The following is a 12,861-nucleotide window of genomic DNA, read 5'->3' as shown; positions in this document are numbered from 1 at the left end:
GCGCCATGGTGAAGATCCTGAAATCGCTCGCGGTCCCCGCGCTGCTGATCGGCGCGCTGGAAATCTGGGCGCGCACCACCGGCCAGGGCAGCGATGCCATCGCCCCACCCTCGGCCGCGTTGCGCGCCTTTGGTGGCGCCATCACCGATGGTTCGTTGTTCGAAGCCACCGCGTTCACGCTCGGCACCGCCGCGCTCGGCCTGTTGATTGGCGCACTCGGCGGCCTGCTGCTGGGCACGCTGCTCGGCTTGTCCCGGCGCGCCGCGCGGCTGGGCTTTCTGAGTGTGGAAGTGGCGCGGCCGATTCCTTCGGTGGCGCTGATTCCGTTGGCCATGCTGGTGTTCGGCTTCGGCCTGCGCATGGAGCTCAGCGTGGTCGCCTTCGCCTGCCTGTGGCCCATGCTGGTGCTCACGCAGGCGGCGGTCACGCAGGTCGAACCGCGCCTGCTCGAGGTGGCGCGCGCGCTCGAACTCACGCCGCGCCAGCGCTTCGCCTGGATCATCGGCCCGGCCATCGTGCCGCGCCTGTTCGTCGCGCTGCGGCTGGGTGTGGCGATCGCGCTGGTGGTCGCCGTCACGGTGGAGATCGCGGCCAACCCGCACGGCATGGGCTACGCCATGATGATCGCGCAGCAAAGCCTGGACCCGGCGCTGATGCTGGCCTGGCTGGTGTGGATCGGTGTCGTGGGCTACGTCATCAACGTCGGTGCGCTGGCCTTGCAACGCCACGTCGCGCGCCGCATGGGGGAGCAGGCCGCATGAACAAGACACAACGGTCCCTCGCCGCCATCGGCAACGCCTCTGGCTCCGTCTTCGTGCTCGCGGCCTTCATCGCCCTGTGGTGGGCGCTCAGCACCAGCGGCTGGGTCAACCGCGCCTTCTTGCCGACACCACAAGCCACGCTGCAAAGCCTGGTGCAAGGCCTGGCCGGTGGCGACCTCGCCCGCTACACCTGGGCCACGCTCAGCCGCATGTTCAGCGGCTGGGTGCTCGCCAGCGCGCTGGGCATTGCCTTGGGTGCGCTCATCGGCAGCTCCCGACGCGCCAGCGAATGGCTCGCACCCACGCTGGAGTTCATCCGCCCCTTGCCCGCCTCGGCCGTGATGCCGCTGGCCATTGCGCTGTTCGGCCTCTCGGGCGGCATGGTGCTGGCCGTGGTGGCGTTCGGTGCGATGTGGCCGGTGCTGCTGGCCACGCTGCACGGCCTGGCGAACGTGCACAAGCAGCTGCGCGAGGTCTCGCGCTCGCTGGAGTTGAGCCACCTGGCCTTCGTGCTCAAGATCGGCCTGCCCAACGCCATGCCCGACATCCTGGCCGGCATGCGGCTGTCGATGACGGTCTCGCTCATCGTCTCGGTGGTGGGCGAAATGATCGCCTCGCAAGACGGCCTGGGCCAGGCCGTGCTGCTCGCCGCGCGCTCGTTCCAGGCCAGCGACCTGTTCGCCGGCATCGTGCTGCTCGGTGTGCTCGGCTTTGCGAGCAACGTGGTGCTCGCACTGGCCGAACGCTCCTTGCTGCGCTGGCAGCGCCCCTGAATTTCACCTCGCCCCCACGGAGAACAACCATGCCCCGCAAATTCGTCGACCTGTCCATCTACCTTGAAAACGACGTGGTGAGCGACCCGCCCGCGTTCGCGCCCAAGATCCAGTACTTCGACCACAAGAACTCGTTCGAGCAGATGGCGCCCTTCTTCCCCGGCTTGAAGCAGGAAGACCTGCCGGATGGCGACGTCTGGGCGGTGGAGATGGTGCAGCTGTCCACCCACAACGGCACGCACCTGGACGCGCCCTACCACTTCCACAGCACCATGGACAAGGCACTGGGCGAGAAGAAGCCGGCCATCACCATCGACGAGGTGCCGCTGGAGTGGTGCTTCCAGCCGGGCGTGAAGCTGGACTTCCGCCATTTCGAAGACGGCTACGTGGTGACCGCGGCCGACGTGGAGGCCGAACTGGCGCGCATCGGCCACACCCTGAGCCCACTGGAGATCGTGGTGGTGAACACGCGCGCCGGCTCGCGCTATGGCCACAACGATTTCGTGTCGGCCGGCTGCGGTATGGGCTACGAAGCGACCATGTATTTGCTGGAGCGCGGCGTGCGCCTGACCGGCACCGATGCCTGGAGCTGGGACGCGCCCTTCGTGTACACCGCGCAGAAGTACGCCGCCACGCAGGACGCCGGCCTGATCTGGGAAGGCCACAAGGCCGGGCGCGACATCGGCTACTGCCACATCGAGAAGCTGCACAACCTCGAAGCCCTGCCGCCCACGGGTTTCACCATCTCCTGCTTCCCGCACAAGATCCGTGGCGCGTCCGCCGGCTGGACGCGCGCGGTCGCCATCTTCGACGACGCATTGCAGGCCACTGCATAGCCCCCACGCTGCGCCGCTGCGCGGGTCGCTGCCCCCCGCGGGGGCTGATCCGGCTTGGGGCGGCCCGGCGCCGGATCATTCTTCTCACGCACAGGACACCTCATGCAACTCAACCACACCCACGACGTCAACACCCGCAGCTGGCTCGAATCGGCCCACGCACCGGGCACCGACTTCCCGATTCAGAACCTGCCCTTCGGTGTCTTCCGCCGCAAGGGTTCGGGCGAGGCGTTTCGCGGCGGCGTGGCGATCGGCGATCAGGTGATCGACCTGGCCGCCATCGCGCGCGACAACGCGGTGTCGGGCCCAGCCGCACAGGCCGCGAATGCCTGCGCGGGCGACGCGCTCAACGACTTCCTGGCCATGGGGCCCGCGGCCTGGCGTGCCCTGCGCCACGCGCTGTTCGATCTGCTCAAGGCCGGCGCGAGCGGCCCCGGCGTGAGCGCGCTGCGCGCCAGCCTGGTGCCGCAGGCCGAGGTGGAACACCGACTGCCCACGCGCATCGGCGACTACACCGACTTCTACACCTCGATCCACCACGCGCGCAACGTCGGCCGCGTGATGCGTCCGGACGACCCGCTCACGTCCAACTTCCAGTGGATCCCGATCGCGTACCATGGCCGCGCCTCCAGCGTCGTCATCAGCGGCACCGCCTTCCGCCGCCCGATGGGACAGGCCATGCCGCCCGGGGCGAGCGCCCCGGTGTACGGCGCGTGCAAGCGGCTCGACTACGAGCTTGAGATGGGCTTCTACGTCGGCCCGGGCAATGCCATGGGCGAACCGATTCCGATGGCCGAGGCCGAGCAACACATCTTCGGCATGTGCCTGCTCAACGACTGGTCCGCGCGCGACCACCAGTTTTGGGAGATGGCGCCCCTCGGCCCGTTCCTGGGCAAGAACTTCTGCACCACGGTGTCGCCCTGGATCGTGAGCATGGAAGCGCTCGCGCCCTACCGCGTGCCGTTCGCGCACCCGGCCGACGAACCGCAGCCACTGGCCTACCTGGACAGCGCGGCGAACACCGAGCGCGGCGGCGTGGACGTGCAACTCGAAGTGCAACTCGAGTCGCGCGAACACCGCACACGCGGCGTCGCGCCCGACCGTCTCTCGGCCACGAGCTTCAGGCACCAGTACTGGACCATCGCGCAGATGCTCACGCAGCACACCGTCGGCGGCTGCAACCTGCAACCGGGCGACCTGTTGGGCACCGGCACGATCTCGGGCCCCACGGCGTCGGAAGCCGGCGCGATCGTGGAACTGAGCGTCGGTGGCACGCGCGCCGTGCCCTTGCCGGGCATTGGTGGCGAGCGCCGCTTCCTCGAAGACGGCGACACCGTGATCCTGCGCGGCTGGTGCGAGAAGCCGGGCGCTGCGCGCATCGGCTTTGGCGAAAGCCGTGGCGAGGTGCTGCCGGCGGTGGGATGAGGACCCTTATGCGGCCACCCCATCGAGGCTCAGAAACTTGAGGGTCTCCTGCTCGATGTCGTGGTCGTAGAGGGATCGGCGCAGCTGCGCGGAGTTGGCGATCTCCTTGTCGCGTTGTGCCAGGTCCGCGTACTTCGAGTCGTAGCGCAGACCGTTCTTGCGCGCTTCGGCCTGCACCATGGACGTCCGCGGTTGCCGCAGCGCCTCGTACCGTTTGAGTGCCTCGTGCACCGGCGTGTCTTGCGTGCAGGCCTGCAGGATCACGGCCAGGGCGGTGCCATCTTCGATCGCCTGGTTGGCGCCCTGCCCCAGGTGCGGCAGCATCGGGTGGGCGGCGTCACCGAGCAATGCCAGGCGACCGTTCACCCACTGGCCCAGCGGCTTGCGGTCGTAGAGGCCCCACCAGAAGCAGGTCTCGACCTTCTCCAGCAGATGGGTCACGCGCGGGTCCCAGCCGGCAAACGCTGCGGCGAGTTCGTCGCGGTCACCGACGGCGGACCAGGACTCGGCCGTCTCGCTGGAGGTCGGCACGAAGCCGACATAGTTCAGCAGCTCGCCGCCGCGCACCGGGAACACCATGAAGTGCTTGCCATCGCCCATCCAGACCTGGTGCGCCTCGCGGCGCCAGTCGGGCAGTTTGTCGGCCGCAATCAGTCCACGGTAGGCGCGAAAACCCGCGTACTCGGGAGCCGAGGGCTCCACCACGTGCTTCTGCAGGACCGAGTTGATGCCATCGGCCGCGATCACGGCATCGGCGTGCGCGACCTCGCCATTCTCGAAGCTCAGATGCGCGCCGGCCTCGTCCTGGCTGAAGCCGATGCACTTGTGGCCGGTGTGGATCGCGCCCGCGGGCAGTGCGTCGGCCAGCACCTTGAGGATGTCGGCGCGGTGCATGCCGTACATCCCGTTCCAGCCGCTGGAGTCGGTGGTCAGGATCTTGCCGACCACGGAGCCGTCCATCCGGTAGTACTCGGAGCCGGCGCCCACCCTGGCGCCGACGCGGGCGAGCGCATCGCCCAGGCCCATGCGCTCCATCTGCCGCAAGCTGTTGGGATAGATGAACACGCCGGCCCCCACCTCGCGCAGCACGCCCGACTGTTCGTACACCGCGACGCTGATGCCTCGGTGAGACAAGGCCACGGCCGCGGCCAGACCGCCCATGCCACCGCCCACGATGGCTACGTGCATACGTTTGGATTTCACAGCAACATCTTTCATTTGGTGGCCTTGGCCGAGGGGCGGAGCAACTCGCTCACGGCCCTGAACTCGTTGGAAATCTCGTCGGACAGCGCGCGGCCCGAACCCCACTCCTGCACGATCCCGGCCGGCAGCAGCTGGGCCGAGATGCTGGTGTTGCGCGTCACGTCTTCGAGCGCGGTCACGACCTTGTCGACCACGGCCTTGGGCACACCGGCCGGCATGAAGAAACCGAACCACACGCCCAGAATGTCGGCCTTGTAACCCAGCTGGCGCAGCGTCGGCACAGTGGGAAATTCGGGAAATGGCGAGGAGATCGCCAAGGCGCGCAAGTTGCCGCTGCGCATGTGCGTGCTCACCGCGCCGAGGGCCAGGATCACGCCCTCGATATGGCCACCGAGGAGATCGGTGATCGCGGGTGCCGCACCCTTGTAGTTGACGGAGGTCAGCGTGGTGCCGGCGGCCGAGTTGATCTGCTGGACGCTGATGTCTCCCACGGAGCCAGGACCGGCATTGCCGACGCGAACGCTGTTGGGGTTGCGCGACGCGTGCTCGACCATCTCCTTCAAGGTCTTGAAGGGCGCATCTTTGTGCACCACCAGAACCGACGGGCTGCGCGTGGTCAACGCCAACGGCACCAGGTCTTTCAACGGATCGTAGTTGGCGGCCTCCGGCTCGATCACGCGCCGGATGGTCAGCGGACTGTTTTGCGCATACAGCAGCGTGTACCCGTCCTTGGGGGCGCGGACGACAGACTGCGTGCCCAGCGAGCCCCCCGCGCCCGGTCGGTTCACCACCGTGACGACCGTGCTCAGCAAGCGCGAAAGCTCCTGGCCCATGAGGCGCGCGGCGCGATCGGCGGCGTCGCCCGCCGCCAGGGGCGTGACCAGACTGATCGGCATGCTCGGATAGTCCTCGGCACGCGCCATGAGGGGTGCCGCCAGCAGGGATGCGTATCCCAGGAGTTCTCGTCTCTTCATATTTTTCAGCGCTCACAAAGGTTGCAGAAGTTCGGGCACGAAGCCCGCCTGCCCGATGCGCACCTGGCAAGCCAGCGTGTCGCATCCAACAGCCTGCAAATTCTGGCGGCCACACCCGCTTGGAACAAGCCGGTTTTGCGCATTGCGCAGACAATGGCCCGATCGTCTCGCTGCGATCCAGGAGGCTCGGGACGAATGGAGGGCGACGGTCAACTTTGACCAGGTGCCGGGTTTCTGCGGATGAACACCCTGGGGTATTTGCCGGGCACAATGCCCGCCGGCGCAGCCGCGCCCGACAAGCAACATCAACAACGAGGAGAAGACCGCATGGGATTGTTCAACTGGACGGAGAAGAGCGCATCCACGCTCAACAACGGCGGCGTGATCGCGCCCGACGAGCGATTGCCCTGGCCGCAGACCGGCGTGATGGGCATTCAGCATTTGATCGCCATGTTTGGCGCCACCGTGCTCGCGCCCATCCTCATGGGCTTCGACCCCAACGTCGCCATCCTCATGAGCGGCATCGGCACCCTCATCTTCTTCATCGTCACCGGCGGCAAGGTGCCGAGCTACCTCGGCTCGAGCTTCGCCTTCATCGGCGTGGTGATTGCGGCCAGCGGCTACGCCGGCCCTGGCCCCAACGCCAACCTGGGCGTGGCGCTCGGCGGCATCATCGCCTGCGGCCTGGTCTACACCCTCATCGGCGTCATCGTGCAAGCCGTGGGCACGGGCTGGATCGAGCGCTTCATGCCCCCCGTGGTCACCGGCGCGGTGGTGGCGGTGATCGGCTTGAACCTGGCTGGCATCCCGATCAAGAACATGGCACCCACCGGCTTCGACGCGTGGATGCAGGGCATCACCTTCGTCTGCGTGGCGCTGGTGGCGGTGTTCACGCGCGGGATGCTGCAGCGCCTGCTGATCCTCATGGGCCTGATCATCGCGAGCCTCATCTACGCCGTGCTCACCAATGGGCTCGGCATGGGCAAGCCGCTGGACCTCTCGGGCATCGCCAATGCGGCGTGGTTGGGCATGCCCAACTTCAGCAAGCCGGTGTTCGAGATGAACGCCATGCTGCTGATCGCGCCGGTGGCCATCATCCTGGTGGCGGAGAACCTGGGCCACATCAAGGCCGTGACCGCCATGACCGGGCGCAACCTGGACCAGTACATGGGCCGCGCCTTCATCGGCGACGGCGTGGCCACCATGGTGGCCGGCAGCGCGGGCGGCACGGGCGTGACCACCTACGCCGAGAACATCGGTGTGATGGCCGCGACCAAGATCTACTCCACCGCCATCTTCTTCGTGGCGGGCCTCATGGCGGTGCTGCTGGGTTTCTCGCCGAAGTTCGGTGCACTGATCCAGGCCATTCCGCTGGCCGTGATGGGTGGCGTGTCCATCGTGGTGTTCGGCCTGATCGCCATCGCCGGCGCGAAGATCTGGGTCGACAACAAGGTCGACTTCTCCGACAACAAGAACCTGCTGGTGGCGGCGATCACGCTGATCCTCGGCACCGGCGACTACACGCTGAAGTTCGGCGGCTTCGCGCTGGGTGGCATCGGAACGGCGACCTTTGGCGCGATCATCCTGTACGCCTTGCTCAACCGCGGTGGCACCGCGCGCGCTCGCGGCGAGGGCTGAGCCTCACCGCCGCTGACGCGGCGGCGGGGTCGGCGGCGGATCGCTCATCGCCCCGCCGATCTTGGCCCCCAGGAAGGTCCCGATGCCGGGCAAGACCGCCGTGCCGATGGCTGCCCCGGCGATCGAGCCCCAGGCCATCTCGAAGGTGGGGTCCCGTGTCGGCCCGTGCGCCGCGAAAGGCACTTCCACCACGCCGCCACCCGCTTCCAGCCTGCCCCGCGCTTCGATCTGGCCGCGGTACAGCGTGGCCTCGCCGGTGGCGCTGTAGGTGTCGGCCACCGCCTTCACCTGCGTGAACGTGGTCTTCAGGCCCTGGGCCGTGTTCTGCGTGACCATGACGCCACCCAGGCTGTCCAGCGGCGTCTCGCCGGCGCGGTCTTCGCCCAGCGATTTGACCGCCTTGTCCAGGTCGATGCGCAACAGGCGTGCGCGCTCCACCTGCAAGGTGCTGCGCGTGCGCAGTGCGCGAAACAGCTCACCCACGGTCTCGCCCTCGGCGCGCAGCGTGGTCTCGCCCGATGCCAGGCCACCGATGAAGGCGCGCCGGTTGAAGCTCTCGAGCAGGGCCTGTATCTCCACCTGGCGCGGCGACAGTTCGCCCGTGAGCGTCATGTGGCCCCGCTTCGAGATGGCCAGCCGCGCCTGGCCGCGCGCCGTACCGCCACCGGCCTGCAGCTGCAGCCGGTAGACATCGGCGCCGTCGTCGGTCTTGCCCTCGCGCGTGGCCTCCAGCACGGCCGCGCTGCGGGCCTCGGGACGGCGCAGCAGCAGGCGGCGCGGCAGGCGGTCGGTGTCGTCGAACGCGATCTCACCGTCGTAACGCACGGGCACGCCGCTGTACGAGGTGTACGTCAGGTCCTTGAAGACCAGGGATCGCAGCACCACCGTGGCGCCCTGCGCATCCTGCGTCCGGTTGCGGTAGGCGGCCAATGCCCCGCGCGGCACCTCGGCGCCGTCGATCTCCAGGCGGTCGATGACGAGGCGCTTGTCCAGCAAGGGCAAGAGTTGGGGATAGATGGCCAGGCGGCGCATGCGAATCGCCTCGTCGCCAGGCTGAACGGTGTGCGCGTCCAGCAGCTCGATCACCGGCGTGCCGCGCACACGCCAGCGCGCTTCCCGCACGACGAGCGGATGCCCCAGGCGTTCTTCAAATTCCTTCTCGACCCGTCGCGCGAGTTCTTCGTTGCTGGGCACGTAGGACCGCGCCACCAGCCACACCCCCGCCACCAACAGCGCGACGAGGGCGGTGGCGGCAATGACCCAACGGCGGGTGGCGGGTTTCATGGCGGACGGTGCTCCAGGGTGCATCCTGCGGGCGCGGCCGGACTTGCCGTGTAGGTGCATGCCGCGTGGGGCGCCGGATATTTCCTATAGTGGTGGCCTCACTCACAGGAGCCCGACCTTGTCCCTCTGGAAAAAACCCATCTCGGTGGAAGAACTGACCGCCATCCACCACGGCACCGCCGTGCAGCACCTCGGCATCGAATTCCTCGAGGTCGGTCCCGACTTCATCCGCGCGCGCGTGCCGGTCGACACGCGCACCAAACAGCCCTACGGCCTGCTGCACGGCGGTGTGAGCGTGGTGCTGGCGGAAACGCTGGGCTCGTGCGGCGCGGCCTACAGCTGCCCCGAAGGCCACCGCGCGGTGGGGCTGGACATCAACGCCAACCACCTGAAGGGCGCCATCAGCGGCTGGGTGACCGGCATCACACGCCCGGTGCACGTCGGGCGCACCACGCAGGTCTGGCAGATCGACCTGACGAACGACGCGGGCGAGTTGACCTGCGTCTCGCGGATCACGATGGCGGTGTTGGCACCGAGGTAAGCCCACGCGAAAGACGCCCCTGGCGTCAGGGCTATCCGGCGGGGCCGCTTGACCCTGAAGCAACTCCAGGGTCTGTAATCGGGCCATGGACGACAAACACACCGCCCCCCACCCCCAGCCTGCCACTGCCGCCGCGTCGACGTGGCTGCACGTGCCCAGCATGTGCTGCGCCGCCGAATTCAACGTGGTCGAGAAGGAGCTGCGCCGCTTGAGCGGCGTGCGCGAGGTCGCGCCGGACTTCATCCGGCGCGCGGTGCGCGTGCAGCACGACGCGGTGCCCGCGCCGGAGCTGGTCGCCGCGGCGGCGCGATCGGGCTTCGAGGTGCGCCTGGGTGCCGCCGCCACACCACCGTCCCGGGGCAAGGGGCTGAGCGGCATCGCCATCAAGGCGGTGGGCGCTGCCGCGCCTGCGTCCGCAGCCCCGCCCGCGAAACACGCAGCGCACGGCGACCACGACCACGACCACAGCGAACATGAGCATCACGACCACGCGGCCGATCACGCCACCGCGCCGTCGAGCACCAGGCTCATCATCGGCGGCGTGCTGGCGCTCGCCGCCGAGGGCGCGGCGCTGGCGTATGGCGACGCGTCGTTGCCCGCGGTGGCGCTGGCGTTGTCGGCCATCGGCCTGGCCGGTCTGGACACCTACCGCAAGGGGCTGGTGGCGCTGCGGCGCTTCAACCTGAACATCAACGCCTTGATGACGGTGGCGGTGACCGGTGCGGCCATCCTGGGCCAGTGGCCCGAGGCGGCGATGGTGATGGTGCTGTTCGCCATCGCGGAGATGATCGAGGACAAGTCGCTTGACCGCGCCCGACGCGCCGTCGAAGGCCTGATGTCGATGGCGCCCGACATGGCGACCGTGCAGCAAGGCACGGCATGGCGCGAGGTGCCCGCGGCGTCGGTCGCGCTGGGCACCCTGGTGCGCGTGCGACCGGGCGAGCGCATCGCGCTCGACGGCACGGTGGCATCGGGCGCATCCGCGGTGGACCAGGCCGCCATCACGGGCGAGAGCGTGCCGGTCGACAAGGCCGTGGGCGACAAGCTCTTTGCCGGCACCATCAACCAGAACGGCGAGCTGCTCTACCGCGTGGGCGCGCTGGCCGACGACTCGACGCTGGCGCGCATCATCCGCGCCGTGCAGGAAGCCCAGGCCACGCGCGCGCCCACCCAGCGCTTTGTGGACACCTTCGCCAGCTACTACACGCCCGCCGTGTTCGCGGTAGCGGTGGCCATGGCGGTGTTGCCACCGCTCCTGATGGGCGCGGACTGGATGACCTGGGTCTACCGCGCGCTGGTGCTGCTGGTGATCGCGTGTCCTTGCGCGCTGGTGCTGTCGACGCCGATTTCGGTGGTGTCCGGCCTGACCGCCGCCGCTCGGCGCGGCATCCTGGTCAAGGGCGGCCTGTACCTGGAGCAAGGCCACCGGCTCAAGGTGCTGGCACTGGACAAGACCGGCACGCTGACCCAGGGCAAGCCGGTGGTGACCGATGTGCTGACGCTGCAGGGCAGCGAGAGCGAGATGCTCGCGCGCGCCACCGCGCTCGCGGGCCGAAGCGACCACCCGGTGTCGAAGGCGATCGCGGCGCACGGCCCGCAGGGCGCGGTGGCGCTGGAGGTCACCGGCTTCACGGCGCTGCAGGGACGTGGCACCGAAGGCTTCATCGGCGGCGAGCGCTACCGCCTCGGCAACCACCGCCTGCTGGAGGAATCGGGCGCCTGCACACCCGAACTCGAAGCACGGCTCGACGCGCTGGAGGAGCAGGGAAAAACCGCCGTGGTGCTGGTGCGCGGCGATCAGGCCATCGGCATCTTCGCCATTGCCGATCGGGTGCGCGCGGAGAGCGCCGACGCCATCGCGCAACTCAAGGCGCTGGGCGTGCGGCCCATCATGTTGACCGGCGACAACCGCCACACGGCAGAGGCCATTGCGCGGCAGGTGGGCATCGACGACGTGCGCAGCGAGCTGCTGCCCGAGGACAAGCTCAAGGTGATCGAAGCACTGTCGGCGGGCAACACGGTGGTGGGCATGGTGGGCGACGGCATCAACGACGCGCCCGCGCTGGCGAAGGCGAACATCGGCTTCGCCATGGGCGCCGCGGGCACCGACACCGCGATCGAAACGGCCGACATCGCGCTGATGGACGACGACCCGCGCAAGCTGGCCGAATTCATCCGCCTCTCACGCGCGACCCGCGCCGTGCTGTGGCAGAACATCGCGTTCGCCCTGGGCATCAAGGTGGTCTTCCTCACGCTGGCCGTGACCGGGCAGGCCACCCTCTGGATGGCCGTGTTCGCCGACATGGGCGGCAGCCTGCTGGTGGTGTTCAACGGGCTGCGCTTGTTGCGGCACCGGGCGGCTTGACGCCGCGTGCCGCGGCCAGTTCCGCTAACTCCGCTCGCACCGCCCCTGCGCGGTCGCCTGCCCACGAAAATCGCTGGTCCAGGTCTGGGTGGCGGTGTCGATCTGGATGCGCTCGTTGTCGATCGAGGTGAGGATCACCGTGTCCTGCACCGAGAAGCTGTAGACCGGCACGCCGTCGATGTGCACCGAGCGCACGCGCTTCTTGTCGTAGCCGATGCGCACGCTGCGCGTCCAGGTGGTGCGCGCGGGCTGGTAGGCGGCCTCGCACACCAGCGTCACTTCGCTGGGCTTGTTGTTGGCCGCCTTCTTGCCCTGCGCCACCGCAGGACCCACGCACAGGGCAGCGACGCCCAGTGCCACCAGCGCCGTGGCTTTCATGGTGCGTCGTTGGACTTGGCCAGGCGCTCGCTCTTCCAGTACACGTCGTCGCCGCCGTTCATGCGGTTGAGCACGCGCGCGAGCACGAACATCAGATCGCTCAGGCGGTTGAGGTACTGGCGCGGTGTTTCCTTCAGATCTTCCGCGTCGCCCAGCGCCACCACGGCGCGTTCGGCGCGGCGCGCCACGGTGCGGCACACGTGCGCCTGGCTGGCCGCGCGGTTGCCCGCGGGCAGGATGAACTCCTGCAGCCGCGGCAGCGTTTCGTTGTAGGTCGCCAGCGCCTGGTCGAGCGCGAGCACGGCCTCGGGCTTGAGCAACTCGAAACCGGGAATGGACAGCTCGCCGCCCAGGTTGAAGAGCTGGTGCTGGATCTCCACCAGCACCAGCCGCACGCCGTCGGGCACGTCTTCGCACAGCAGCATGCCGATGTGCGAGTTGAGTTCGTCGACATCGCCCATCGCGTGCACGCGCAGGCTGTCCTTGGAGACGCGGGTGTTGTCGCCCAGGCCGGTGGTGCCGGCGTCGCCGGTGCGGGTGGCGATCTGGGTAAGTCGGTTGCCCATGGGTTTGCCTCTCTCTTTCTCGCTGCGGATGGATGTAAAACCTTGAAACGGCACCCATTGTGCGTGAGCGGGTGCACCCGTAACGACATGCAGGGAAATGTGAGCGAGGCAAAGGAC

At 68.4% G+C, this 12,861-nt stretch carries 12 protein-coding genes; 7 read left to right on the top strand and 5 right to left on the bottom strand.

The window, feature by feature from the left end:
* Positions 1-5: 5 nt before the first annotated feature.
* The 4 genes from FFS09_RS13385 to fahA all read left to right on the top strand — a co-directional run bounded on the left by FFS09_RS13385 (position 6) and on the right by fahA (position 3,795).
* Positions 6-761 carry an ABC transporter permease gene (locus FFS09_RS13385; protein ID WP_137919386.1) on the top strand — a complete coding sequence of 252 codons (756 nt, stop codon included), beginning with the start codon at positions 6-8 and terminating at the stop codon, positions 759-761.
* Positions 758-1,534 carry an ABC transporter permease gene (locus FFS09_RS13380; protein ID WP_137919385.1) on the top strand — a complete coding sequence of 259 codons (777 nt, stop codon included), beginning with the start codon at positions 758-760 and terminating at the stop codon, positions 1,532-1,534. Before FFS09_RS13385 ends, FFS09_RS13380 begins: the two co-directional genes overlap by 4 nt.
* Before the next feature lie 29 nt (positions 1,535-1,563).
* The gene (locus FFS09_RS13375) at positions 1,564-2,370 is read left to right on the top strand and encodes a cyclase family protein (protein WP_137919384.1); all 807 of its coding nucleotides are present in this window, start codon (positions 1,564-1,566) and stop codon (positions 2,368-2,370) included.
* 102 nt (positions 2,371-2,472) lie between these two features.
* Positions 2,473-3,795 (top strand): fumarylacetoacetase, encoded by a 1,323-nt coding sequence (fahA, locus tag FFS09_RS13370; RefSeq protein ID WP_137919383.1) that lies wholly within the window; start codon positions 2,473-2,475, stop codon positions 3,793-3,795.
* A 6-nt stretch (positions 3,796-3,801) separates the two neighbouring features.
* Here fahA and FFS09_RS13365 read toward each other — a convergent pair whose 3' ends face one another.
* Positions 3,802-4,983 carry an FAD-dependent monooxygenase gene (locus FFS09_RS13365; protein WP_137919382.1) on the bottom strand — a complete coding sequence of 394 codons (1,182 nt, stop codon included), beginning with the start codon at positions 4,981-4,983 and terminating at the stop codon, positions 3,802-3,804.
* Positions 4,984-5,009: 26 nt separating this feature from the next.
* Positions 5,010-5,894 carry a tripartite tricarboxylate transporter substrate binding protein gene (locus tag FFS09_RS13360; protein WP_171020007.1) on the bottom strand — a complete coding sequence of 295 codons (885 nt, stop codon included), beginning with the start codon at positions 5,892-5,894 and terminating at the stop codon, positions 5,010-5,012.
* 405 nt (positions 5,895-6,299) lie between these two features.
* On the opposite strand from FFS09_RS13360, the gene FFS09_RS13355 reads away from it, so the two are divergent.
* Positions 6,300-7,610, top strand: coding sequence for a solute carrier family 23 protein (locus tag FFS09_RS13355; protein WP_137919380.1), 1,311 nt, complete (start codon positions 6,300-6,302; stop codon positions 7,608-7,610).
* A gap of 3 nt (positions 7,611-7,613) precedes the next feature.
* Here FFS09_RS13355 and FFS09_RS13350 read toward each other — a convergent pair whose 3' ends face one another.
* Positions 7,614-8,894, bottom strand: a complete 1,281-nt coding sequence (locus FFS09_RS13350) for an AsmA family protein (RefSeq protein ID WP_137919379.1) — start codon at positions 8,892-8,894, stop codon at positions 7,614-7,616.
* A gap of 118 nt (positions 8,895-9,012) precedes the next feature.
* Here FFS09_RS13350 and FFS09_RS13345 point away from each other — a divergent pair, with 118 nt between their 5' ends.
* Together FFS09_RS13345 and FFS09_RS13340 are read left to right on the top strand one after the other, a co-directional pair.
* Positions 9,013-9,435 (top strand): hotdog fold thioesterase, encoded by a 423-nt coding sequence (locus FFS09_RS13345; protein ID WP_137919378.1) that lies wholly within the window; start codon positions 9,013-9,015, stop codon positions 9,433-9,435.
* An 85-nt stretch (positions 9,436-9,520) separates the two neighbouring features.
* A complete protein-coding gene (locus FFS09_RS13340; protein WP_137919377.1) occupies positions 9,521-11,800 on the top strand; it encodes a heavy metal translocating P-type ATPase in 2,280 nt (759 codons plus the stop codon).
* 24 nt (positions 11,801-11,824) lie between these two features.
* Here FFS09_RS13340 and FFS09_RS13335 read toward each other — a convergent pair whose 3' ends face one another.
* Both FFS09_RS13335 and FFS09_RS13330 read right to left on the bottom strand, forming a co-directional pair.
* Positions 11,825-12,178, bottom strand: a complete 354-nt coding sequence (locus FFS09_RS13335) for a hypothetical protein (RefSeq protein ID WP_137919376.1) — start codon at positions 12,176-12,178, stop codon at positions 11,825-11,827.
* On the bottom strand, positions 12,175-12,744 hold the full coding sequence (locus tag FFS09_RS13330) for a cob(I)yrinic acid a,c-diamide adenosyltransferase (RefSeq protein ID WP_137919375.1): 570 nt from the start codon (positions 12,742-12,744) through the stop codon (positions 12,175-12,177). Before FFS09_RS13330 ends, FFS09_RS13335 begins: the two co-directional genes overlap by 4 nt.
* Positions 12,745-12,861: the final 117 nt, after the last annotated feature.

The organism is Hydrogenophaga sp. 2FB (assembly GCF_005503365.1).
Lineage (GTDB): Bacteria > Pseudomonadota > Gammaproteobacteria > Burkholderiales > Burkholderiaceae_C > Hydrogenophaga.
This window is presented reverse-complemented; position numbering and strand designations above follow the sequence as displayed.

Bases quoted from the DNA above. Each gene is read 5' to 3' on its own strand.
- FFS09_RS13355 (WP_137919380.1), top strand. From the start codon at position 6,300: ATGGGATTGTTCAACTGGACGGAGAAGAGCGCATCCACGCTCAACAAC.
- FFS09_RS13375 (WP_137919384.1), top strand. From the start codon at position 1,564: ATGCCCCGCAAATTCGTCGACCTGTCCATCTACCTTGAAAACGACGTG.
- FFS09_RS13385 (WP_137919386.1), top strand. From the start codon at position 6: ATGGTGAAGATCCTGAAATCGCTCGCGGTCCCCGCGCTGCTGATCGGC.
- FFS09_RS13360 (WP_171020007.1), bottom strand. From the start codon at position 5,894: ATGCCGATCAGTCTGGTCACGCCCCTGGCGGCGGGCGACGCCGCCGAT.
- FFS09_RS13340 (WP_137919377.1), top strand. From the start codon at position 9,521: ATGGACGACAAACACACCGCCCCCCACCCCCAGCCTGCCACTGCCGCC.
- FFS09_RS13350 (WP_137919379.1), bottom strand. From the start codon at position 8,894: ATGAAACCCGCCACCCGCCGTTGGGTCATTGCCGCCACCGCCCTCGTC.
- FFS09_RS13330 (WP_137919375.1), bottom strand. From the start codon at position 12,744: ATGGGCAACCGACTTACCCAGATCGCCACCCGCACCGGCGACGCCGGC.
- fahA (WP_137919383.1), top strand. From the start codon at position 2,473: ATGCAACTCAACCACACCCACGACGTCAACACCCGCAGCTGGCTCGAA.
- FFS09_RS13335 (WP_137919376.1), bottom strand. From the start codon at position 12,178: ATGAAAGCCACGGCGCTGGTGGCACTGGGCGTCGCTGCCCTGTGCGTG.
- FFS09_RS13380 (WP_137919385.1), top strand. From the start codon at position 758: ATGAACAAGACACAACGGTCCCTCGCCGCCATCGGCAACGCCTCTGGC.
- FFS09_RS13365 (WP_137919382.1), bottom strand. From the start codon at position 4,983: ATGCACGTAGCCATCGTGGGCGGTGGCATGGGCGGTCTGGCCGCGGCC.